Annotated in this window: 24 protein-coding genes; 20 read left to right on the top strand and 4 right to left on the bottom strand. The window is 66.4% G+C overall.

Annotated elements, in window-relative coordinates:
• Window positions 1-111: 111 nt before the first annotated feature.
• Genes WKB88_RS01220 through ybaK form a run of 3 tightly spaced genes read left to right on the top strand, consistent with a single transcriptional unit; the run spans window position 112 to window position 2060 of the window.
• The gene (locus WKB88_RS01220) at window positions 112-1011 is read left to right on the top strand and encodes a sulfurtransferase (RefSeq protein ID WP_341392728.1); all 900 of its coding nucleotides are present in this window, start codon (window positions 112-114) and stop codon (window positions 1009-1011) included.
• A gap of 46 nt (window positions 1012-1057) precedes the next feature.
• The gene (locus WKB88_RS01215) at window positions 1058-1525 is read left to right on the top strand and encodes a SufE family protein (protein WP_341392727.1); all 468 of its coding nucleotides are present in this window, start codon (window positions 1058-1060) and stop codon (window positions 1523-1525) included.
• A 25-nt stretch (window positions 1526-1550) separates the two neighbouring features.
• Window positions 1551-2060, top strand: coding sequence for a Cys-tRNA(Pro) deacylase (gene ybaK, locus WKB88_RS01210; RefSeq protein ID WP_341392726.1), 510 nt, complete (start codon window positions 1551-1553; stop codon window positions 2058-2060).
• A 429-nt stretch (window positions 2061-2489) separates the two neighbouring features.
• Here ybaK and WKB88_RS01205 read toward each other — a convergent pair whose 3' ends face one another.
• The gene (locus tag WKB88_RS01205; RefSeq protein ID WP_341392725.1) at window positions 2490-3785 is read right to left on the bottom strand and encodes an alpha/beta hydrolase family protein; all 1296 of its coding nucleotides are present in this window, start codon (window positions 3783-3785) and stop codon (window positions 2490-2492) included.
• Between the two features lie 130 nt (window positions 3786-3915).
• On the opposite strand from WKB88_RS01205, the gene WKB88_RS01200 reads away from it, so the two are divergent.
• From WKB88_RS01200 to WKB88_RS01140, 13 genes are all read left to right on the top strand, one after another.
• The gene (locus WKB88_RS01200; RefSeq protein ID WP_341392724.1) at window positions 3916-4407 is read left to right on the top strand and encodes a hypothetical protein; all 492 of its coding nucleotides are present in this window, start codon (window positions 3916-3918) and stop codon (window positions 4405-4407) included.
• Window positions 4408-4421: 14 nt separating this feature from the next.
• The gene (gene msrB / locus WKB88_RS01195; RefSeq protein ID WP_341392723.1) at window positions 4422-4886 is read left to right on the top strand and encodes a peptide-methionine (R)-S-oxide reductase MsrB; all 465 of its coding nucleotides are present in this window, start codon (window positions 4422-4424) and stop codon (window positions 4884-4886) included.
• 6 nt (window positions 4887-4892) lie between these two features.
• Window positions 4893-5438 carry a flavin reductase family protein gene (locus WKB88_RS01190; protein WP_341392722.1) on the top strand — a complete coding sequence of 182 codons (546 nt, stop codon included), beginning with the start codon at window positions 4893-4895 and terminating at the stop codon, window positions 5436-5438.
• 72 nt (window positions 5439-5510) lie between these two features.
• A complete protein-coding gene (locus tag WKB88_RS18170) occupies window positions 5511-6035 on the top strand; it encodes a ferritin family protein (protein ID WP_445818846.1) in 525 nt (174 codons plus the stop codon).
• A gap of 70 nt (window positions 6036-6105) precedes the next feature.
• Window positions 6106-6543, top strand: coding sequence for a hypothetical protein (locus WKB88_RS01180; RefSeq protein WP_341392720.1), 438 nt, complete (start codon window positions 6106-6108; stop codon window positions 6541-6543).
• Window positions 6540-7742 (top strand): hypothetical protein, encoded by a 1203-nt coding sequence (locus WKB88_RS01175; RefSeq protein ID WP_341392719.1) that lies wholly within the window; start codon window positions 6540-6542, stop codon window positions 7740-7742. Before WKB88_RS01180 ends, WKB88_RS01175 begins: the two co-directional genes overlap by 4 nt.
• On the top strand, window positions 7729-9075 hold the full coding sequence (locus WKB88_RS01170) for a V-type ATPase 116kDa subunit family protein (protein WP_341392718.1): 1347 nt from the start codon (window positions 7729-7731) through the stop codon (window positions 9073-9075). Before WKB88_RS01175 ends, WKB88_RS01170 begins: the two co-directional genes overlap by 14 nt.
• Window positions 9072-9533 carry an ATP synthase subunit C gene (locus WKB88_RS01165; RefSeq protein ID WP_341392717.1) on the top strand — a complete coding sequence of 154 codons (462 nt, stop codon included), beginning with the start codon at window positions 9072-9074 and terminating at the stop codon, window positions 9531-9533. The genes WKB88_RS01170 and WKB88_RS01165 overlap by 4 nt, the downstream gene beginning before the upstream one ends.
• Window positions 9530-9802 carry a hypothetical protein gene (locus WKB88_RS01160; protein WP_341392716.1) on the top strand — a complete coding sequence of 91 codons (273 nt, stop codon included), beginning with the start codon at window positions 9530-9532 and terminating at the stop codon, window positions 9800-9802. Before WKB88_RS01165 ends, WKB88_RS01160 begins: the two co-directional genes overlap by 4 nt.
• Window positions 9802-10329 carry a hypothetical protein gene (locus WKB88_RS01155; RefSeq protein ID WP_341392715.1) on the top strand — a complete coding sequence of 176 codons (528 nt, stop codon included), beginning with the start codon at window positions 9802-9804 and terminating at the stop codon, window positions 10327-10329. Before WKB88_RS01160 ends, WKB88_RS01155 begins: the two co-directional genes overlap by 1 nt.
• A 47-nt stretch (window positions 10330-10376) precedes the next feature.
• Window positions 10377-12179: a V-type ATP synthase subunit A gene (locus WKB88_RS01150; protein WP_341392714.1), complete on the top strand. Its 1803-nt coding sequence runs from the start codon at window positions 10377-10379 to the stop codon at window positions 12177-12179.
• A complete protein-coding gene (locus WKB88_RS01145; protein WP_341392713.1) occupies window positions 12176-13636 on the top strand; it encodes a V-type ATP synthase subunit B in 1461 nt (486 codons plus the stop codon). The genes WKB88_RS01150 and WKB88_RS01145 overlap by 4 nt, the downstream gene beginning before the upstream one ends.
• Window positions 13633-14232, top strand: a complete 600-nt coding sequence (locus WKB88_RS01140; RefSeq protein ID WP_341392712.1) for a V-type ATP synthase subunit D — start codon at window positions 13633-13635, stop codon at window positions 14230-14232. The genes WKB88_RS01145 and WKB88_RS01140 overlap by 4 nt, the downstream gene beginning before the upstream one ends.
• 41 nt (window positions 14233-14273) lie before the next feature.
• Here WKB88_RS01140 and WKB88_RS01135 read toward each other — a convergent pair whose 3' ends face one another.
• Window positions 14274-15104 carry an oxidoreductase gene (locus WKB88_RS01135; protein WP_341392711.1) on the bottom strand — a complete coding sequence of 277 codons (831 nt, stop codon included), beginning with the start codon at window positions 15102-15104 and terminating at the stop codon, window positions 14274-14276.
• A 220-nt stretch (window positions 15105-15324) separates the two neighbouring features.
• Between WKB88_RS01135 and WKB88_RS01130 the strand changes: the two genes are divergently transcribed.
• A complete protein-coding gene (locus WKB88_RS01130) occupies window positions 15325-15741 on the top strand; it encodes a DUF2809 domain-containing protein (protein ID WP_341392710.1) in 417 nt (138 codons plus the stop codon).
• A gap of 36 nt (window positions 15742-15777) precedes the next feature.
• Here WKB88_RS01130 and trpS read toward each other — a convergent pair whose 3' ends face one another.
• Together trpS and WKB88_RS01120 are read right to left on the bottom strand one after the other, a co-directional pair.
• The gene (gene trpS / locus WKB88_RS01125) at window positions 15778-16824 is read right to left on the bottom strand and encodes a tryptophan--tRNA ligase (RefSeq protein WP_341392709.1); all 1047 of its coding nucleotides are present in this window, start codon (window positions 16822-16824) and stop codon (window positions 15778-15780) included.
• 248 nt (window positions 16825-17072) lie between these two features.
• Window positions 17073-18239 (bottom strand): acetyl-CoA C-acetyltransferase, encoded by a 1167-nt coding sequence (locus WKB88_RS01120; protein WP_341392708.1) that lies wholly within the window; start codon window positions 18237-18239, stop codon window positions 17073-17075.
• A 390-nt stretch (window positions 18240-18629) separates the two neighbouring features.
• Here WKB88_RS01120 and WKB88_RS01115 point away from each other — a divergent pair, with 390 nt between their 5' ends.
• The 3 genes from WKB88_RS01115 to WKB88_RS01105 all read left to right on the top strand — a co-directional run bounded on the left by WKB88_RS01115 (window position 18630) and on the right by WKB88_RS01105 (window position 22260).
• Window positions 18630-19259: a helix-turn-helix domain-containing protein gene (locus WKB88_RS01115; RefSeq protein WP_341392707.1), complete on the top strand. Its 630-nt coding sequence runs from the start codon at window positions 18630-18632 to the stop codon at window positions 19257-19259.
• Entirely contained in the window at window positions 19256-20530 is a 1275-nt protein-coding gene (locus tag WKB88_RS01110) for an MFS transporter (protein WP_341392706.1), read from the top strand. The genes WKB88_RS01115 and WKB88_RS01110 overlap by 4 nt, the downstream gene beginning before the upstream one ends.
• Window positions 20531-20679: 149 nt before the next feature.
• A complete protein-coding gene (locus WKB88_RS01105) occupies window positions 20680-22260 on the top strand; it encodes a peptide chain release factor 3 (protein ID WP_341393191.1) in 1581 nt (526 codons plus the stop codon).
• Window positions 22261-22555: the final 295 nt, after the last annotated feature.

The raw sequence follows: 22555 nt of genomic DNA, 5'->3' as shown, positions 1-22555 counted from the left end.
CGGACCAAGCTCGGAACCGGTCCGCGCTAGCCCCTTGGAAGTTTTCAGCGCCCGGCGTCGTTAGGCTTAGAGGAAGCCCGAATGTAGATGCCGAGGAAAGAAGTTTCGCGAATGTCGATCGCTGCTGACAGCAACCCCAAGTTTGCCGACTATGCCCACCCGGAACGACTCGTGTCCACGCAGTGGCTGGCCGAGAACCTGGATGCGAACAACTTGGTGGTCCTCGAATCGAACGAGGACATCCTCCTGTACGAAACAGGCCACATCCCCGGCGCACGCAAGATCGACTGGCACACGGACCTCAACGACGAAAACACCCGCGACTTCGTGGACGGTGCAGCCTTTGCCGAGCTGATGGCCCGGAAGGGTATCTCCCGGGACTCCACCGTGGTCCTCTACGGCGACAAGAGCAACTGGTGGGCCGCCTACGCCCTGTGGGTCTTCACGCTGTTCGGCCACGAGGACGTACGGCTGCTCGACGGCGGCCGCGACAAGTGGATCGCCGAAGGCCGCCCCATGACCACCGACAAGGTCTCCGTTGAACCCACCGAATACCCGGTAGTGGAGCGCAACGACGAGAAAATCCGCGCCTTCCTGCCCGACGTCGTCGGCCACTTGGGCAAGGGCCCGCTGATCGATGTCCGCTCCCCCGCTGAATACACGGGCGAACGCACGCACATGCCCGACTACATGGATGAGGGCGCCATGAAGGGCGGCCACATCCCCACTGCGCAGTCCGTCCCGTGGAGCAAGGCAGCTGCCGAAGACGGCACCTTCCGGAGCCGCGAGGAGCTGGAGACGCTGTACAAGCAGGGTGCCGGACTTCAGGAAGGCGACGACGTCGTGGCCTACTGCCGCATCGGCGAACGTTCCAGCCACACCTGGTTTGTGCTGAAGCACCTTCTCGGCTTCGAATCCGTGCGCAACTACGACGGATCCTGGACCGAGTGGGGCAACGCAGTCCGTGTTCCGATAACCCGCGGCGAAGAGCCCGGCAGCGCCCCCAGCTGAGCCCGCTAACCGCCCAAACATCCCAGAACGGCAGAGAGATCTACCCATGAGTGCCACCACCCCCGAAACCTCCATCCCGGAGCAGTTGGCCGAGATTGTCGACGACTTCCAGGCCATGGAGGAAGCCGAGCGGCTTGAACTACTGCTGGAGTTCTCCCTAAGCCTGCCGGACCTGCCCGCTGAAATAGCCGACCGCCCGGAACTGATGGAGCAGGTGGTGGAATGCCAGTCGCCCGTGTTCCTCAGTCTGGACGTGGATGACTCCCCCGAGCACCTGGTTTCCCTGTTCTTCAAGGCGCCCCGTGAAGCACCGACCACGCGCGGCTTCGCGAGCGTGCTCTATGAGGGCCTGAACGGGCTGCCTGCGGCGCAGATCCTGGCCGTACCGGCAGACGTTCCGGACCGGCTGGGCCTCACCCGAGCCATCACACCGCTGCGGATGCGGGGAATGTCCGCCATGCTGGGACGTATCAAGCGCCGGCTGGCCGAACACGAAAAGCTCGCACAGCCGTAGTTCCACAGCGAGGAAAGGGCGCACCATGGCAGGGAACCGGGACAAGCACGCGGGCAAGGGCGCGACGCCGGCCACCCGGCTGCTCGACGAAGCCAAAGTTCCGTACACAGTGCGTCACTACGAGCACGACGCGGGTGCGCCCTCATATGGTCTGGAAGCGGCGGAAAAGCTCGAACTGCCGCCGGAAACCGTCTACAAGACACTCATGGTGGACCTCGGCGGACGACTGGCCGTCGCTATGGTCCCGGTCGCGCTGAACCTGGACCTGAAGAAGTTCGCCGCACTGATGGGTGCCCGCAAAGCCGTGATGGCAGACCGGAGGGAGGCGGAGCGGCGCACGGGCTACGTGGTGGGCGGCATTTCGCCCCTGGGCCAGAAACACCCCTCCCCCGCCGGAATCGACAACCGCGTGGAACTGCTGGACACCGTCTACGTCTCCGGCGGCCGCCGCGGCCTGCAGATCGGGATCTCTCCGTTTGACCTGATTCGGCTCACGTCGGCGCTGACCGCTCCGATTGCGGCTTCCCCGGGGTAGCGAGAGACCTTGACGGGGGGTTTTAGCGGGCGTCATTCAAGCGCCCTGCTGCTCAACCCACTCGGCCCAGCCCGGTTTGTCGGTTCCCTCCGGTTTGTCGGTCCGGCCCGGTTTGTCGGTTCCCTCCGGTTTGTACAGATTCCTCCGGTTTGTACAGATTCCTCCGCTGCGCGGCGGAGGGATTGTCACAAACCGGAGGACTTTCCCCAGAGCGATCCCCGCGGTCTATGTCCCTCCTCGTGCGCCGCACCTCGCTGACTCCGGCCGACCTGGGACTTCGCAGCCCCGGGCTGCGGCCAATGCACCTGCTGCGGCACTTCCGCCGGACCAGCTGGGCACCGATGCTGCTCCACGCGCTCAACGACGCTTGCCGTCCTGATCCTCCTTAGCGCGCTCTAGCTGTCCGCAGGGACAACAACTGCCTTGGGGTCAGCCCTTCGATGCCTCGGCGCGGCGCTCGGCGGGATGCCGGGTGCGGCCCAAAATATTGTTCAGCCAGCCCAGCACCACGCGCTCCCACCGCTCGGGATCCACGTTGTATTCCTTGGTGTGCCCGGCCTTGGAGAACCTCTCGAAGGTCACCACGCCCGGATTCTTCTCCGCCAACTCGGCGGAAGGACCAAACGGAACAAATTCGTCGTCCTCGCTGTGCAGGATCAAAGTGGGAATCCGGATTTCCTCAGCGCGGGTGACCCAGTCCATGCTCTTCAGGTCCAGAGGTGCGGCAAGCCCGGTCAGGGCACGGCCGGCAGGCTTGGAGATAAGCCACTGCCCCAGCCTGCCGGACTGGACGGGAATCCGGTTCAGGCGGGCGTGGTGGCTCAGGACGTCGACCCAGTTGATGACGGGACCGTCAAGCACAAGTGCCCGGATATGCCGGCGCAGCGGCGAACGGTCGGCCGCCTGCAGGCTGACGGCACCGCCCATGGACCAGCCAAACAGCACAACGTCCTTGGCGCCGTGCGCGAGGGCATAGCGGATGGCCGCTTCGACGTCGTGCCACTCGGTCAGCCCCAGCCCGTATCGGCCATCCGATGCGTAGGGGGCTTCGCCGTCGTTCCGGTAGGAAATCAGCAAACTCGTCAGGCCCGCTTCCCGCGCAGTGCGGACGGCACGCAGACACTCCGTGCGCTGGGCTCCCCGGCCGTGAACCATGATGGCCCACGTGGCGGCACCGGCACCGGCATCGGCACGCACCAGCCAGGCCGGAGCCAGACCGCCGTCCACGGGGATGTTCACTTCCTCCTCCGCGAGGCCGACGGCGGAGGGCGAGGGATAAATCGCACCGCTCCACCAGCCGCGCACGGCCTTGGTGAGGTCGCCGCTGTAGATCTCTTCGACGTCGCGCTGGACGGTTCCCTCACGCGGTTCGTAGGAGCGGATGGTCCCGATTCGGGCGTGCCCGGCACCGCCGTCGAAATACAGACTGTAGGTTCCGTCAACCGTGGTGTCCTCATTGGCGGGGAGAATGATCTGCTTCCCGTTTTCGGAGTCGATGACGGCCAGGATTTCCAGGTTCTCATCCCGGTTCCGGCGGGGCATGACCACCTGGCGGGCAAAGTAGACACCCAGCCCGGACGTTGCCGCAAACAGGGCGGCAGTTGCAGCCGCACCCATACCCGCCCCAAACGCAGTCCATTTGATCCACGGAGCGGAAAGACCGGTTGCCGGTGCGGAAGCGATGGGAACAGCTACGGAGGAACGCGCAGGAATGGAGATAGCCATATCTCCATTCTTACTGACGGAAGCAAACCGGACGGCGGGGCCATGCCGCCGGAGGCCAAGTGTCACAGCCGCCACACCGGGGCAGGGCCGGCACCGGAAGCCCGGACCGGCTTCGGACTAAGCTGGCCGCATGACTGCAACTATCGTGGTGCTGACCGAAGAGTCGCTCAATGACGTAGACATCTCCAACCTGCGGTATCTGGTCCAGGACAACCCGGCCCGCTTCAATGTGCTGGTCCCGTCCGACACCGGCCGCAACCTGCTGGTGGACGTGCTGGACAACCTGAGCCTGCTGGAATTTGCTGCAGCGTTCCGTGACCTGACGGGCGGCAAGCCGACCAAGGACGAGGAAACAAAGGCGGCCGAAGTGGAACTCGCCGAATCGCTGCAGCTGCTGACGGCTTCAGGACTCGAAGCCACCGGTTCGGTAACGGGCGAGGACCCGGTCCAGGCGGTGGTTGCCGCAGCGAAGGCGTCGGACGCGCAGCAGGTTGTGGTGATCACCACCCCGCACGCAGTCGAGGATACGTTCCGCACCGACTGGGCCAATGAAGCGCAGGACCGCCTGGGAGTGCCCGTGCTGCATCTGTACTCCGGCTCGGGATTTATTGGCGACTCTTAAGCGTTGACGCCGGTATGACTGAAGACACCACCGGAACCGTCCCGGTACAGAAGACAGATGAGCAGTGGCGCGAGGAGCTGACCCCGCAGGAATACCAGGTTCTCCGCAAGGCCGGAACCGAACGCCCCTACACGGGTGAATACTGGGATACCAAAACCGCCGGCGTGTACCAGTGCCGGGCCTGCGGCAGCGACCTGTTCACCTCCAGCGAGAAGTTCGATTCGCACTGCGGCTGGCCGTCCTTCTTCGCCCCGCTGGCCGAAGGAAAGGTGCGTTACCTCCACGACCGCAGCATGGGCATGGACCGCATTGAGGTCCGGTGCGCCAACTGCGATTCGCACATGGGGCACCTGTTCGAAGGCGAGGGTTTTGATACCCCCACCGACCAGCGGTTCTGCATCAACTCCATCTCCGTGAAGCTGGTTCCCGCCGATGGCAGTTCTGACGACGGCGGCACACAGCCCGGCAGCACCAAGTAGGAGTACATGGAACACGGCGTGTTTCCCGGCGAAATCATCCCCGCCCCGGAGGTCACTGAAGAGGCAATTAACAGCTACCGCCTGCTCAGCGCCGACATTGCGTCCGGCGTGGCGGTGGTCTCCACCCGGTTGCGGGGACGGGACTACGCCGCCACGGTCAGCGGATTCCTCTCCGTGTCCTACGACCCGCCAACACTTTTGGTCAGCCTCTACGCCGAATCACGGATCGCTGAGGCAGTGGTGGAAAGCGGCACTTGGGCGTTGAGCCTGCTCTCCGCACGCCAGCGCGGCACGGCAAACTGGCTGGCCAGCCCCGGCTCGCCGCTGGAAGGGCTCCTCAGCCAAGTGGACTACGGCCGGGGACCCGTCACCGAGGCGGCAGTGATCGAGGGGTGCATCGCCTGGTTCGAAGTCCGCACCACTTCGGTGACGACGGCGGCGACTCACCAGCTGGTGGTCGGTGAAGTGGTGGCCATGGGACGGCGGGCATCCGCGGAGGACGAAGCGGATCCGCTGGTGCACTTCGCGTCCGCATACGCCGGGCTGAGGTAGCGCCCGGGTCGACAGCACTGGGGTGACAGTTCTCAGGAAGCAGTTCCCGGAAAGCAGGCCACTGAGGTCCGGATGCGAGAGCATCCGGACCTTTTTGCTGCCCGGCCGCGGGGGTACGGCACCTCCCATTGTGTCCCCGCTGAGCCAAACGTAACCTCGAATAACGGGGGACGACGCGGAAGAGCTGCAAGATCCTGGGTTCTTTCACAGCCCAAGTATCGGCTTGATATCCGGACCGCATCGGCCCGGAAATGCCGGCCGCACCAGGAGATCACTATGGGCACAGAGCAGTATCACGAGCCACCATCCGAACTTCCCGCAGAAACGCGAACCTTTGCCAGAATGTGCGCCAGCTTAAGCGAAGAAGCTGAAGCGATCGGGTGGTATGTCCAGCGCATGGCGGTGGAACCCGATGCCGAATCACGCGCAATCATGCACGACTCGCTGGGCGAAGAGTTCAAGCACTTCAGTATGGAACTGGAGTTCCTGCTCCGCCGGACGCCGCTGTGGCGGGAGATAGCCCGCGGCATCCTGTTTACCGACGGCGACATTGTGCAGCACGGTGAGGCGTCCGAGGCCGAAGCCACCGGCGGCTAGGAACACCGCACCCCGGCTAGGTGCCGGAGACCCTGCACCCGGCACTACTGCTTACCCTGGAGGTGCTTCGATGGCACGCAACAGTCTGCTCGACAGGTTCCGGCCCGTAGGCTCGCCGGGCCCGGCAGGTCCTGCCGGCGTTCCGGCCGGTGATGATCAGGGACCCGACGCCGAACTTGTACCGGTGTTCGAGGCCCTGGACCCCACCATTCGTGAGTCCAATGAGCTGATGGAGGATGCCTCGGAGCGGGCAGCGGAAACGGTGGCTTCCGCCCGGACACGGGCGGCAGCACTGGTTGAGCAGGCGCGGATGGAGAGCGGTGCCGTGCGCGCACGGGCCGCGGCAGAAGTATCCAGCACAACTCAAGCAGCGGACGCCCGGATGCTTCAAAACGCGGCCGACGAGGCAGCAGAACTGAAACAGCGGGGCGAATCCCGGGTGCCGGAACTTGCAGCAGCCATAGTCGCGGACTTGGTGGAGGATCTTCTCGGGAACAAGAACCCATGAGATCGGACTGGGTGGCGGCATCAGTGCGGGCCCGCTCCATGGCGCAGCGCCGGGTCGGTGCGGGTACCTGCCGCGACATCGCAGGCGCGCCAGGGCTGCAGGCAGCTCTCGGGCAGCTCGCCGACACGGTCTACGGCAAGGAGCTGGTTGACGGCAGGGAGCTGCATGGCAGGGAACCCCACGGCCGGGAACCCCACGGCCGGGAATTCCAGCCGGTGCAGACCCTGTCGGAGGCACACCGTGCCACCCGCAGGAGGGTCCTCTGGCAGCTGCGGGTGCTGGCCGGCTGGCTGCCTGCCGGAGGAACCCGCCTCGTCCGGGCCGCTGCAGCCGCCTTCGAGGTCGACAACATCCTTGCGCTGGATCTCCATCTCCGCCGGGAACACGCAGGCAGGGAGAACGCCGCCGGGGCAGCAACGGGGCTGACAGCCGGCGCCTCCGCCGGCACAGGCACAGGCGCCGGCACCAGTACCGGGGCGGAAACCTTCAGAGCGTTCGACCTCGGCGGGTTGGCAACGGCCTGGCCGCGGCTTCAGGCGGCGGCAACGGAGGAAGAGCTGCGGTCAGCGCTCGCCTCCTCGCCCTGGGGCGATCCGGGAACGGAAACAGCACTTCCGGACATTCTCACCGCTGTGTGGCTCCGCCGCCTCACCGCCGAGGCCGCAGCCGTGAGGCCCTGGGCTGCAGGAGCAGCAGCTTTGATCGCTGCCCGGACGGTTGTAGTAGACCGGGCTGTTCCGGCACCGAGGCTGGTCACCCTGCTTCGTCCCCTGCTGGGCACCGCCTGGACCGGGACCGGATATCCGGCAACTGGAAACCCGACACCTAGGGGACCCGCAGGCACGGCGCCGGCAAACACTCCCGAACCTGCAGGCCCGGCAGGCCCGGAAGCAGGTTCAGACTCTGCAGCAAGTTCGGACACTGCAGCCCTGGAAACCCTGCGAAGCACCCTTCCCCCGGCAGCCGCACAGGCGCTGGACGGAGTGGAACGCCCCGCCGGCCTGTGGCGGGCCGAAGCGGCACTGGCAGCGCGCATCGAAAGCGACGGATTCAGCCTGCTGCGTGCCGGGCTCCCCGGTCCCGACGTCGTCCTGGGCGCCATGGCGGTACTGGCTGCCGACGCCTGGCGCGTCCGCGCGGCTCTCGCGTCTGCCGCGGTCCAGACCGGAACGAGCGAGGTGCTTGATGCCGTGGCGTGAGAGCCTAAGCCCGGTGCGGATGGAGCGGATTGCCCTGGTGGCACCGTTGACCGCCCGGCACGACATGCTCGCCGAGGTGGCGAGGAGTTCCGCCGTCGAACTCGATCTGCCGTACGAGCCGGGCACCGGACCGGAAGAGATCGAACGGGCTGCCGATGCCGCCGTCGTCCACGGATCGGTGGCGGCTCTGATGGGCTGGTCGCCCTCCCAGCAGCTGCCCGGTCTGCAGGCAAAGCTGGAACCGCTCGGTGCCTCCGCCGTCGCGCTCCGGCGTCCCCGCGGCGTGCAGCCGCCCACTTTGCTTACCGGAGATGAACCGCGGAGGAAGCAGGTTCCGGTGCTGTCCCGGCTGCTTGTGGACACCTACACCACGGTTCCGTACGCGGATCTGGATCCTGCCCGGATTGCCGGCGTGGCGTATGTGGTGATGTTTGGAATGATGTTCGGCGACGCCGGACAGGGAGCTCTGCTCGTGGTTGCCGGTCTGCTGCTGCGGTTCCTGCCCCGGCTGCAGCGGTTCCGCCGGACGTGGCTGTTCATCACCGGCGCCGGGCTGGCCGCCGTATTTTTCGGCGTCCTTTACGGCGAGTTTTTTGGTCCCACCGGCGTGCTGCCGGTGCTGTGGCTGGAACCGCTGGAGGAACCCATTCCGCTGCTGGTTGCCGCACTGGTGCTGGGTGCCGTCCTGCTGGCCGGCTCCTACGTCCTGGGCACGATTAACCGGGTCCGTGAGGGAGGCTGGGCCTACGCCCTGTATGCCAGATCCGGGCTGGCCGGTGCCCTGCTGTTCACCGCCGTGGGGCTGCTGGCCTGGGGGCTGCTGGCAGGGCAGCCGGTGATCCTGGTTGTTGCCGGCGTGGTGGCGCTGCTGGCGCTCGTGCTGATGTTCATCGGACTGTTCGCCGAATCCGGCGGCGGTGCCACCGGCGGGCTGCAGGCGAGCGTGGAACTGGTGGACAGCGTGGTGCAGCTGGGCTCCAACTTGGTGTCCTTCACTCGGCTGGCGGCTTTTGGCCTCACCCATGCCGCCCTCATGATGGTGGTCTGGCAGGCCACCACCGCACTGTGGGAGCCGGGCTGGCGGGCGCTGGCCGCCGTCGTCGTCTTCCTCGTTGGCAATGCCCTGACATTTGCGCTGGAAGGCCTGGTTGCCGGAATTCAGGCGCTCCGGCTCGAGTATTACGAGCTGTTTTCCCGCGTTTTCCAGGAAGAAGGCAGACGGTTCCGGTCCTGGAATCCCGAATCCGGCGCCGGCAGCGGCGATACGGGATTGTCACCGGCCGCTGCCCCGGAATTGTCCACCGCCGCCCCAGCTGAGAGGCATCTCCCATGAATCCCTGGCTCGCCGGCCTTCCGCTGGTTCTTCTCCTCGCCGTCCTGCTGGCCGGCGGTGCCGTGATGCTGATGCGCCGCAGCCGCCGCACCGGCATCAAGGCGCTGCTCGGGTTGAACGCCCTCCTGATGGCCGGTGCACTGGCCCTCTTTGCCGCGGCCCTGAACGCCGCACCGGCAAGCGCGGGAGCGGGCGACGGCGGAGCTGCGGCAACCGCCGTCGCAGCGGCCACCGAAGGCAGCGACAGCAGCGGTGCTGCACTGATCGGAGCGGCCATCGCCGTCGCGGGTTCCTCCATCGGCGCCGCCATTGCCGTGGCCTACACGGGGTCCGCGGCGTTGGCTGCCATGAGCGAAAGGCCGGAGATTTTTGGCCGTGCGATGGTGGTGGTGGGGCTGGCCGAAGGCATCGCCATTTACGGGCTGATCATCTCGATCATCCTCATCGGACAAGCATGAGCAGCCCGGACACGGTTCCAGCGCCCGGCTTCCGGGCAGCAGACCGCAGGACCGGATCAGTGGCCGCACTGGGCGAACCGGCTCTGCTCCTCGGGTTCCGGCTCGCCGGTGCCGTCCTTTACCCCGCAACAGGCCCGGCGCAGGTGCGGGCGGCCTGGGCAGGTCTGCCGGACACGGTGGCCGCGGTGGTCCTGACGCCTGCCGCCGCAGCCGTGCTCACCGCTGAAACCGCGGACCCGGCATCGCCCCTGACGGTGGTGCTGCCGTGATGAGCAGACTGCCCGCCGGATCCGATGCCGCCCTCGAACCGGTGCGGTATGCACTGCGCCGGCAAGCGGAAACCGAGGCCGGCCGCCGGGCGGAGGACGCCCGCCGGCAGGCCGAAGCGCTCGTGTCCGCGGCCCGGGCAGAGGCCGAGGACATCCGGGCAACGGCGGCCCGGCAGGGTGCCGAGGCAGCACGTACGGAAGCGGCCGGGCGGTCGGCACGGGTCCGCCGGGAAGCACGCCGCACGGTGCTGGCGCAGCAGGAGGCGCTGCGGTCCGAGCTGGTCCGGCAAGTTCAGATGCGCGCCCGGGACCTGCGCAGCGACCCGCGCTATCCGCAGATCCTCCGGCGGCTCACCGAACGTGCCGACGCGCTCCTGGGACCGATGGCCTCCGTGACGGAAAGCTATAAGGGCGGCGTAACAGCAGTGGCCGGATCGCGGCATCTGGACCTGTCCCTGCCTGCCCTGGCTGAACAGGCGCTGGAACAGCATGCCGGGGAGGTGCAGCGGTTATGGGAGGACGCCTAACGTCACAACGCGGATCGGCAGGCAGCACCGCCAGCTCCGGCAGCACCGTGAGCACGGACGGCAACGGCATCTCCGGCGGGGAAACCGGCACCATCACCCGCGTCAGCGGCCCCCTGGTCGAAATCACCGGATTGCCCGGGCTGTCCATGCTGGAGGTCGTGGCTGTGGGGCCGGACCGGATTTCCGCGCAGGCGGTTGCCGTCAACGGTGCGGACGCCACTCTGCAGGCCTATGAGTACACCGGCGGGCTGAAGGCCGGCGATGCAGTGGAACGCACCGGGCACCAGCTGTCGGGACTGCTGGGTCCGGGACTGCTGGGGGCCGTGTTTGACGGACTGCTCCGCCCGCTCTCCTCCGCTCCCCTGTGGCTGGCACAGGACCGGATGTCCTCCACCGAGGACCCGTCCGTCCTGAACACGGCGTGGGGGTTTACGCCGTCGGTCTCCGTGGGCGACACCGTGCAGGCGGGCCAGGTCCTCGGCACTGTTCCGGAAGCAGGAACTGTCGAGTTCCGGGTGATGGTGCCGCCGGACATTGACGGCGAGGTCCAGTGGCTGGCAAACGGTCCCGTGCATCCGCTGGATCCGGTGGCACGGGTGGGCGGGAAGGACGTTCCGCTGGCGCAGCAGTGGCCGGTCCACCGGCCCCGGCCCTTCGGCGAGCGCCTGACCGACACGATTCCGCTCAATACCGGACAGCGGGTCCTGGATCTGCTCTTCCCGCTCCCACGCGGTTCTGCAGCGGCTGTTCCGGGCGGGTTCGGCACCGGCAAGACCCTGACGCTCCAGCAGATTGCCAAGTGGTCCGACGCCGACGTCATTGTCTATGTAGGCTGCGGCGAGCGCGGCAACGAGATGGCGGACGTGCTGGACGGCTTATCCGGGCTGGATGATCCCCGGACCGGCGGCAAGCTGATCGACCGGACGGTGATCATTGCGAATACTTCCAACATGCCGATGATGGCCCGGGAAGCGTCCATCGCCACCGGTGTCACCGTTGCGGAGTTCTTCCGGGACATGGGCTATGACGCCGTCGTCATTGCCGACTCGACCTCCCGGTGGGCCGAAGCGCTGCGCGAGTTCGCCAACCGGAACGGAGATCTTCCGGCCGAGGAGGGCTACCCGGCCTCCCTGGCCAGCGAGCTCGCAGCCTTCTACGAACGTGCGGCGCGGGTGCGCACCCTCGGCGGTGCGACGGCGTCGGTCACCGTGATTGGCGCGGTCTCTCCCCCCGGGGGCGATATGAGCGAACCGGTCACTACCGACACCCAGCGCTTTGTGCGATCCCTCTGGGTCCTTGACCGCGATCTGGCCTACTCCCGCCACTATCCGGCCGTCAGCTGGCGCGGTTCCTTTTCCCGGGACGCCGAGGCCCTCGGCCGGTGGCATTCTGCCCACGGAGATCCGTTGTGGGCCCAGCGCCGCGCTTCGGCCTCCCTGCTGCTGTCCGAAGCGGACCGCCTGACCGCCCTGGCAGAAATTATCGGGACCGCTTCCCTTCCGGGGCATGAGCAGATGGTGCTGCTGGGCGGACGCCTGGTGCGCGACGGCGTCCTGCTGCAGAACGCGCTCAGCCCCAACGACGGCTACAGCTCCGGGGAGAAGGGCGCAGCCCTGCTGCAGACGGTCCTGGAGGTCGTGGATGCGTGCCAGGCGCTGGTGGAACGCGGTGTGCCGCCGGCCGACGTCGAACGCTTCGACTTCACCCCGGTGCTGCGGCTGCGGGAGGACACGGGTCCCACCGACGCTGAGGGCGTTCTGGTCCGCGGACGGGACTTCCTGCGCCGGCTGCAGCAGCTCGGCGCGGCGCCCGACGACGACGGACTGCAAACGGAAAGGCGGTCCGCGTGAACAGCGGCGACAACCACAGCGCCGGCACGGATCCCGCGGCGGACACGGGCCAGCGGGCCGGCTCCGTACCCCGGGTCGGCTACAGCGGAGTACGCGAACTGCGCGGTCCCCTGCTGGTTCTCGGCGACGCGGAGGGAGTGGGCTGGGACGAGTTCGCCACCGTGGGCGTGGCCGGACAGCGGGACCGGCACGGGCTGGTCCTGGAGGTGGACGGAGACGAAGTCACGCTGCAGGTCCTCGAGGGCACCGGAGGAATGTCGCTGGGCGGGATCGAGGTCCGGTTCCAGGGACGTCCGCTGGCGGTGCCTACCGGACTTGGCTGGCTTGGAAGGGTTTGCAACGGACGCGGTGAACCGCTCGACGGCGGTCCTCCCGTCACGGCGGGGAAGACAGCGCCGGTGGGCGGCTGGCCGCTGAATCCGGTCTACCGCGAACCCCCGCAGGATCCGGTGATCACCGGGATCTCCGCCGTCGACGCCCTGACCACGCTGGTGCGCGGACAGAAACTTCCGATCTTCTCCGTTCCGGGCCTGCCGCATCTGACCCTGGCCACGCAGATCGCCGCCCAGGCCACGACGTCGTCGGGCCGGGCGTTCCGGGTTGTTTTTGCGGCCATGGGGATGACCCACGCTGACATTGCCTATATCCGCGACCGGCTGGAGGAGCGCTCCGCCGCGGGTGAGCTGGTGCTGCTGCTCAACGCCGCTGATGATCCGGTGATCGAGCGCATCCTCACGCCGCGGATTGCCCTCACCGTCGCAGAATCCCTCGCCTACGACGAGGGATCGGATGTCCTGGTGGTGATGTCGGATATGACCAGCTACGCGGAGGCAGTGCGGGAAGTCTCCGCCGCCCGGCGGGAGATTCCGGCCCGCCGCGGCTACCCCGGCTATCTCTACAGTGATCTGGCCGGACTCTATGAACGGTGCGGACGGGTCCGGGACCGGGAGGGCTCGGTGACGATCGTGCCCGTGCTGACCATGCCTGCCGGGGACATCACCCATCCTGTGCCGGACCTGACCGGTTACATTACCGAGGGACAGGTGGTGCTGGATGCGGACGTCGACGCGCGGGGCATCTATCCCCCGGTGGACGTCCTCTCCTCGCTGTCCCGCCTGATGCGCAGCGGAGCCGGGAAGGGCCGCACCAGGGAAGACCATTTGGATGTAGCGGCACAGATTCTCTCCGCGATGGCCCGGGCACGCTCAGCAGCGGAACTGGCCGAACTGGTGGGGGCGGCAGCGCTGAGCGAGACAGACAACGCCTACATCGAATTCCGGTCCGTGGTGGAACGGGACCTGCTGAACCAGGGACGTGATGAGCTGCGGACCTTTGACAAAACCATGGACCTCGCCTGGCAGGCCCTGTCGCTGCTGCCGCGGAGGGAGCTGACCATGCTCTCCGCGAAGTTCCTGGACAAGTATCTTCCCGGTCCGATCGGCGGGGCGCGGCTGTGAGCGGATTCAGGAGTGGCGGGAACCGTGCTGATCGGGCCGATGTCGAGCGCCGGCTGGAAACCGCTACGCGCGGTGCCGAACTGCTGGACCGCAAGCAGCGCATTCTGCAGCGTGCCATCGAGGGGCTGCAGGAGAGGGCCGACACCGCACGCCGAGCATGGGAGGAGCAGGCAGAGGCGGCTGCAGTGTGGCTGCAGCGCAGTGCCGGCTTGGACGGGGAAGACCGGATCAGCGCAGCGGCACCCGTGGAAGCCGCCGTCGTGCAGGTGCAGTGGGGCGGAGCAATGGGCATCTCCTACCCGGAAGGGTCGCAGTGCGTACTGCCTGCGGCTTCTCCGGCAGGAGGAAGCTCGGCGCTCGCCTATACGGCAGCCACGCACCGGAGGGCACTCGAAGCCGCAGTCGCAGCGGCGAGCGCCGCGCGGGCACTGTTGCTGGTCTCAAAGGAGCTCGAGGCAACCCGCACCCGGCAGCGCGCAGTGGAGAACAGGTGGATTCCGCTGCTTCAGGAGCAGCTGGACGGGATTGAGCGGAAGGTCGCCGAGCAGGAACTGGAGGAAAGCCTGCGGCTGCGCTGGTCGGCCGGTCTCATCTAAGCCGGTGGTACATCTGAACCCGGCGCTCAGCGAAACCGGGGCTACGCGTCGATGCCGGTGTTCTCGCTCACGGCACGCCATTTCTCCAAAGAAGCGAGCCGTTCCTGCAGGACGTTGGCATAAGTGGCGGTGGCGTCGGCACCGAGGACGAGCATTTCCGGAGTATCGGCTGCTTCCACCGCAGCAATGATGGCTGCGGCGGCTTTGGCCGGGTCGCCGGGCTGGGTGCCGTGGGTCGTGTCGTTTTCCTTGCGGCGTTTTCCGGCCGTGTCGGCATAATCCGGGATGGCTGCCGCCGACTGGCGGAGGGAGCGCCCGGAGAAGTCGGTCCTGAACCCGCCCGGCTCCACAACCATCGCGGTGATGCCGAGGGGCTCGAGTTCCTTGCGCAGCGACCCGGTGAGACCTTCAACCGCAGACTTCACTGCTGCGTAATAACCGGAACCGGCCGGGGTCATTGTTGCCCCGATGGAGGACAGATTCACGATGGTGCCCGACCGGCGCGCCCTCATCTGCGGAAGGACTGCCTTGACCAGGTCTACGGACCCGAAAAAGTGAGTGTCAAACAGAGTGCGCACATCGGCGTCGTCGCCCTCCTCGACGGCCGCCCGGTATCCGTAGCCGGCGTTGTTCACCACAACGTCAATCCCGCCGAATCTCTCCGTCCCTCCGGCGACCGCCGACTGGATCTGGCCGGCATCGGTGACATCAAGGGCGAGGGGCAGTGCCGTCTCCGGATACTGCTCCGCGAGGTCCCGGACCGTGGACGGATCGCGGGCGGTCACAACCGCGTTGTCCCCGCGTGCCAGGACGGCTTCCGCCAGGGCGCGTCCGAGTCCTGTCGAGCATCCGGTGATGAGCCAGGTAGTCATGATCTCTGCCTTTCCGTGCCGGGAGGTACCGGCTGAACAACTGGTTGCCATGCCTTTACCGGGACACCCTACAGCCACAGGTGAGACGGAAGCGCACAGAATGGCGCCGGTGGGATAACCTGCGGGCATGCCGCCGCCCCAGCTGTCCCAGTCCCGCGCTCCCCGCGCACCGCGAGCACCGCGAGCACCGCGAGCACCGCGACACGGGCTAAAACCTTCGGTGCAGCACCCCGTCCGGGGGCACCCCGTCCTGCTGCGCCGTACCGGGCTCGCCTCCGCTGCGGTAGCCGCAATAGCTGGGGGGTTGTGGGCCCGGACCGGACTGGCGGGCATGGCCGGAGACGCGGCAGGAGGCGTCCTGTACGCGGTGCTCCTGTATCTGCTGCTGGCTTTTGCGGCGCCCCGGACCCGCTGCACCGCGGTGGCCGCTGCCGCCGTCGCACTTTGTTCAGCGATCGAACTGTTTCAGCTCACCCCGTGGCCAGCCCAGTGGGCCGGACAATGGCCACCTCTTCGCCTGGTGTTCGGCACTACGTTCAATCCGTGGGACTTTCCCGCTTACGCCGGAGGCGCCGCAGCGGCAGGTCTGGCGGACCGACTGCTGCGTCGCTCTCCGGTCAGCAGCAACAGAACGTGAACACAGCTGCCGGGCCAACGGAAATATCCTGTCTCGTCAGAACTGGTAGTTCGTCCCCATAGCGGTCCGGACTTCCCCAAGGGTTTCCTCGGCCTCGAGGTTCGCTCGTTCGTTGCCGCGCCGAAGGATGCCGGCCAAAAACTCCTGGTCCCCTGCAAATTCGGACCGGCGCTGCCGGTGACCCGAGAGGTAGCTGTTGACGGCGTCCGTTGTGAGGCTTTTTAGTGTTCCGCTGCCGGCGTCCCCTATCTTGTCGGCTATCGCCTCCGGAGTCTCCCCTAAGCACAGGGAAGCGGTGGAGAGCAATGCGGATACACCGGGACGTGATGCAGGATCGAAGGTGATGCGGCGGTCAGAGTCCGTGGGGGTACGGCGAATGGCCCTCGCGGTTTCATCTGCGGACATTCCCAGGGAGATGGCGTTTCCGTAGCTCTTGGACATCTTGCGGCCGTCCAGGCCCGGCACCTCGGGGGTCGAGGTCAGGAGCGCGTCAGGTTCCGGGAAGACCCTGCCGTACCGCTCGTTGAAACGGCGGGCAAGGAGACGCGTCATCTCAATGTGCGGGAGATTGTCTTTGCCGACGGGCACTACGGTGCCCTTGCAGAAGAGAATGTCGGCAGCCTGGTGCACAGGATAGGTGAGCAGAAGCCCGCTGAGTGCCCGCCCCGAAGCCGCCAGCTCAGCCTTCACTGTGGGGTTGCGGTGCAGCTCCGCCTCGGTCACCAGGCTGAGGAACGGGAGCATCAACTGGTTCAGGGCCGGGACGGATGAATGTGTGAAGATTGTCGTCAGTTCGGGGTCCATACCCGCCGCCAGGTAATCCACGACAGCTTCGTACACGTACTCGCGGACCCGGGGCATGGAATCGCGGTCGGCAATCACCTGATAGTCCGCCAAAACCAGGAATGATTCCACCCCGGCCTGCTGGAGCCGGACACGTTCCGCGATGCTCCCGAAATAGTGGCCCAGGTGCAGAAGCCCGGTGGGCCGCTCCCCGGTGAGCACGCGATAGTTTTCCGGCGCCTGAGTAATTGCCTGCGCGAGTTGGTTGGACCGCTGTTCCACAGTGGCAAATGAGTTCATCGGTGTTCCTCTATCTGGATTGAGGGCCACACAGAGCTGCGGAAAGCGGAACAGATGCTTCGCGGGCTGCTGTGCAGCCCGCGGACATGAAAGAACCGGCTGCTAGTGCAGCCACCACCAGTTCATGGAGTTAAGGTTCATAAGCCAACCATAGCCGGGTAGGTTCCATTCCTCGGCCGGAGCCGCGGTCCGTGCCTCCAACGTCACGGCGGCGTTCATTTCAGGAACGGAACCTACCCGCGCAGCGACTAGAGTCGGAATCCCTCGTCGAGCCGCTCGATGATCGTGACGTTCGCCTGCCCGCCGCCCTCGCACATGGTCTGCAAGCCGTAGCGGCCGCCGGTGCGCTCCAGTTCGTGCAGCAGAGTGGTCATGATGCGAGCGCCGGTGGCACCAATGGGGTGGCCCAGCGAAATGCCGCCGCCGTTGACGTTCACCCTGTCCATGTCGACGTCGAGTTCCCGCTGCCAGGCCAGCACCACCGAGGCGAAGGCCTCATTGATTTCGAGCAGGTCAATGTCATCCAGGCTCATGCCCGTACGCCCCAGCGCATGGCGTGTGGCCTCGATGGGAGCGCTGAGCATCATGATGGGATCGTCCCCGCGGGCCGAAATCGAATGGATGCGCGCCCGCGGCTTCAGTCCGTAGCGCCGCACGGCATCCTCAGAGGCGAGCAGCAGCACTGCGGCGGCATCGGAAATCTGCGACGACGTCGCAGCTGTCAGGCGGCCGCCCTCGGACAGGGGTGCCAGGGACTCGATCTTGGCGCGGTTGGGCTCCCGCGGCCCCTCATCGGCGCTGATGCCGTTGAACGGCAGAATCTCCCGGTCAAACCTTCCCTCAGCCTGGGCGGCGAGGGCACGCACGTGGGATTCGACGGCGAAGTCCTCCATCTCGCTGCGGGTCAGGCCCCACTTGTCGACCATCATTTCGGCGCCGATGAACTGCGAGACCAACTGGTCCCCATACCGCTCGGCCCATCCCGTTGATCCGGTGAAGGGGTCAGGGAAGCCCAGCTCCGCTGCCGCAGTATTCGCGTATCCGATCGGGATGGAGGACATGCTCTGCACTCCGCCGGCCAGCACCAGGTCGCTGGTTCCGCTCATGACGGCCTGCGCCGCATAGGACACGGCCTGCTGCCCGGACCCGCACTGGCGTTCCACAGTGGTTCCCGGCACGCGCTCGGACAGACCGGCAGCCAGCCACGCAGTGCGGGCAATATCCATGGCCTGCGGTCCCACCTGGTCAATGGCACCGAGAATGACCTCGTCGAACTCAGCGGAGTCGATGCCGGTGCGGCGCACCGTTTCAGCAATAACGTGTGCTGCCATGTCGGCCGGATGGATGCTGCTGAGTCCGCCCTTGCGCCGGCCAACCGGCGTGCGTACCGCGTCAATAATGAATGCTTCAGCCATGGGAAAAGGCCTTTCGTCAATGGAAGGCGGGAGCCGGAACCCGTGCGGGCACCCGGGCCGATGGTGTCGGAAACCACACTAGGCGATGAGGACGACGACGGCACCAGACCACCGGTATGAGGCGCCGCACCGCGTGGCGGCCCGCCCCTGACGCCCGTCGTGAGCAGGGAACACGCCCCTGAATGCCGGCAGTTTATGAACCGGTGCGACACACACCTGTGCAGCCTTACCGACGACGACGCCACACCACGCGCAACGCATCGTGTCGCGTCTCCTGGATCAGGTGCCGCAGCATCACGATGACGCTGCACGCGAGGGTGCAGCGGTCTAACAAGCTTTCTTTATAAAGGACTCTTGCTAAACATCCCTTTACTACCTACGCTTCCCGGCATGGACTCCGAACAGGACGCAGCAGCCGCCGCCCGCAGGGAATACCGTGCCTCCCCCGGTTATCCCGGCGAACAAGTGGTCACCGATCCGGTCCGGATCCGGGCACTCGCCCATCCCGTCCGGCTGGAGCTGCTGGACTATCTCGACGACGCCGGGAGTGCCACCGCCACTGAATGCGCCGCAGCCATCGGTGCATCAGTGGCCAGCTGCTCCTACCACTTGCGCACGCTCGCCAAGCACGGCTATATCGAGCAGGTCAGGCAGCCGGGACGGGAGAAACCGTGGAAGGTCGTGTCCCGCAGCCGCTCGCAGGGCATTGATCCCGATCTGGCAGGCTCTGTGCACGCCGTCGCCGCTACTGCTTCCCTCGAGGCGGATCGGCAGCTGCAGCGGATCCAGTCCTGGCTCCGGCGGGCACCGGAACTTCCGCCGGAGGATGTCAATGTCTCCACCGTCCTCGGCGTCGGTTTCTACGCCACGCACGAGGAGATCATGGAGTTCCGGGAGGAGCTCTGGAAACTCACGGAACGCTTTGACGGACGCCGGGAAAACCCCGAGCTGCGCCCCCAGGGAGCTGTCGCGGCCCGGCTTTTCGCCGTCGTCAATGTCGAACCGGAGCAGCGGCCGTGAGCGCCGGCAGGGACGGGACCAACGACGTCGGCACCAACCGCGAGGTACTAAAGGTGCCGGCCTTCCGCCGGTTGGCCTTGGGCTGGGTCCTCTCCAACTTTGGTGACTCCGTCCTGTTCCTTACGGCCGCCATCTGGGTCAAGCAGCTGACCGGCAGCGATGCCGCCGCCGGCATGGTGTTTGCCGCACTCGGACTGCCTGCCCTGCTGGCACCTTTCATAGGCCGCCTGGCGGACCGGTACCGGCGCCGGCCCCTGGTCATCATCAACAACATCTGCGCCGCAGTGGTGGTGCTGGCGCTGCTGCTGGTGCGCGATGTCCAGGGTCTGTGGATCGTTTACACGGTGATCGTCGTTTACGCGAATACCGCCTACATCACGGCAGCAGCGCAGTCGGGACTCCTGCGTGATCTGCTGCCCGACCGGCTCCTGGCACCCGCCAACGGCATCCTCAGCAGCATCGACCAGGGCCTGCGCATCGCGTCGCCGCTGCTGGGAGCCGGGATGCTCGCACTGTGGGGCATGGACTCGGTCGTGCTGCTGACGGTTGCCTGCTTCCTCACTGCTGCAGCCGTACTCGCCACACTAAAGCTGAAGGAAAGCATGCACGAGATGGACCCGGAAGAGTCCTTCTGGCAGAGCACGACGGCGGGATTCCGCTTTCTGGCCACGCACCCCCTGCTGCGCCGGGCGTTGCTGACCCTGGGAATCGCCATCGGAGCCACCGGCATCCTGAACGTCACCATCTTCGCCACGGTGGAGCAGGGGCTCGGACGCCCGCCGGAGTTCCTGAGTGTGCTGCTGGGATTCCAGGGAGTCATGGCCGTGGCCGGCGGGATCACCGCAAGCATGGTCATCCGACGGTTCGGCATCCCCGTCACCATCGCTGCAGGCGTTCTCCTGCTGGCCGCCGGATTGCTGACCACCGCCCTCTCCTCCCTGGCCCTGATTGTGGGAGGCGCAGCGCTGACCGGTGTCAGCGTCTCATGGGTGGCGATCGCCTTCATCACTCTCCGGCAGACGGAAACACCGCCCGGGATGCAGGGACGCACGTCAGCCGCCACCCAGGTGATCATGAATGTGCCGCAGGTTGGTGCGTCGATGATTGCGGCTGCCCTGATCGGCCTTGTCGACTACCGCGCCATGATTTTCGCCATGGGCGCACTCTGCGTGCTGGCGGTGCTGCCCCTGGCGGTGAGGAGCAGGCGGGGTACCGCCGGAACGCCCCGGAACATGGCTGCACCGTCCAAAGAGCCTGCGCCGAACGGCTAGAATGGAAAGGCTGTCATTGCTGGCAGCACAGCCGCGAGTGCCCAGCCCTGCGGCCGCATCCCACCACACGTGAAAGCAGCGGAGTGTCCTTACAGGTTCAGCCCACCGTCAGCGCCACCACCAGTCCGGCCGGCAAAGCGACTGCGGCAATTGCCCGCGAGTCCTCCCGCCGCCGTACCTTTGCGGTGATCTCGCACCCCGACGCCGGTAAGTCCACACTGACCGAGGCCCTGGCCCTGCACGCCCGCGTCATCGGTACGGCAGGCGCCACCAACGGCAAGGAAAACCGCCGCGAGACGGTTTCCGACTGGATGCAGATGGAAAAGGACCGCGGCATCTCCATCAGCTCCACGGCACTGCAGTTTGCGTACCGGGACACGGTCATCAACCTGCTCGACACTCCGGGCCACGCCGACTTCTCGGAGGACACCTACCGCGTCCTTGCCGCCGTCGACTGCGCGGTCATGCTCGTGGACGCGGCCAAGGGCCTGGAAACACAGACCATGAAGCTGTTCGAGGTGTGCCGCGCCCGCAACCTCCCCATCATCACCGTGATCAACAAGTGGGACCGCCCCGGGCTGGATCCCCTGGCGCTGATGGACGAAATCACTGAGCGCACAGGTCTCACCCCCATGCCGCTGACCTGGGCCGTGGGCATCGCCGGAGACTTCCGCGGCGTCTGGGACCTGAAGAAGGACGAATACGTAAAGTTCGAACGGCAGAACTCCGGCGCTTCCCTGGCCAAGGAGGACCACTTCACCCCCGAGGAAGCCCTCGCTGCCGAAGGTGACGTCTGGGAGGACTCCCTGGGCGAAGCCGAGCTGGTCATCGACGGCCGCGAGTTTGACCGCGATGCCTTCCTCAACGCCAAGGCCACCCCCATCCTGTTCTCCTCCGCCGCACTGAACTTCGGCGTGAAGCAGATCCTGGACGCCTTGGTGGACCTGGCGCCGTCGGCCGGACCGCGCGAAGACAAGGAAGGCGAGCTGCGTCCCGTGGATGCACCGTTCTCCGGTTTCGTCTTCAAGGTGCAGGCCGGCATGAACAAGGCACACCGAGACCACGTTGCCTTCATCCGGGTCTGCTCCGGCGTCTTCGAACGCGGCATGGTCGTTACGCACTCCAACACCGGCAAGACCTTTGCCACCAAGTACGCCCAGCACCTCTTCGGCCGCGAACGCGAGGTCATCGACCAGGCTTGGCCCGGCGACGTCGTCGGGCTGGTGAACGCTTCCGCGCTCCGCGTGGGCGACAGCCTGTACGTGGAGGCGCCGGTGGAGTTCCCCCCGATTCCGTTCTTCAGCCCGGAACACTTCCGCGTGGCCCGCTCCAAGGACCCCAGCCGCTACAAGCAGTTCCGCCGCGGCATCGACCAGCTTGAGCACGAAGGCATCATCCAGGTGCTGCGCTCGGACCGGCGCGGTGACCAGGCTCCGGTGCTGGCCGCCGTCGGGCCCATGCAGTTCGAAGTGGTCGAGGACCGCATGACGCAGGACTTCAACGCGCCGATGCGCTACGAGCAGCTGTCCTACTCACTGGCCCGGCTCACCACTCCGGATGCCGCCGAGGTCCTGGCCAACGTGCACGGCGCCGAAGTACTTCAGCGCACCGACGGGGCCTACCTTGCCCTGTTCAACGATGTCTGGGCACTCAAGCGGGTGGAGAAAAACCATCCCGAGGTATCGCTGACGGTTATCGGCACGGAGTCTCCGAACAGCCGCGGATACTAAGCCTTAGCGGGGTTCGCCTCGCGGCTCCGGAGAGGAACAGGGAAACCTGACGACTCCTGGGCGTGTTCAGCGTCCTGGTGCCGCCGTTCATGCTGTGATCACCGATATGAATCGCCTGCGGAAACACAAGACCTGGAGTGTTGCCGGCTGGCTGCTTGCGGGCTTCGGATTAGCGTTTTCTGTTCTGATGATCCTCCAGCCCTGGAGGTCCTGCCCCGACGACGATTCCGCGGCAGGCTGTCCCGTGACCCTTCTCGACGCCAACCTCACGGTGGGAGCCCTCATGATGATGGGT

The organism is Arthrobacter sp. G119Y2, assembly GCF_038069765.1.
Lineage (GTDB): Bacteria > Actinomycetota > Actinomycetes > Actinomycetales > Micrococcaceae > Arthrobacter_B.
The sequence above is the reverse complement of the archived record's forward strand: the minus strand, read 5'-3'. Positions and strand labels throughout refer to the sequence as shown.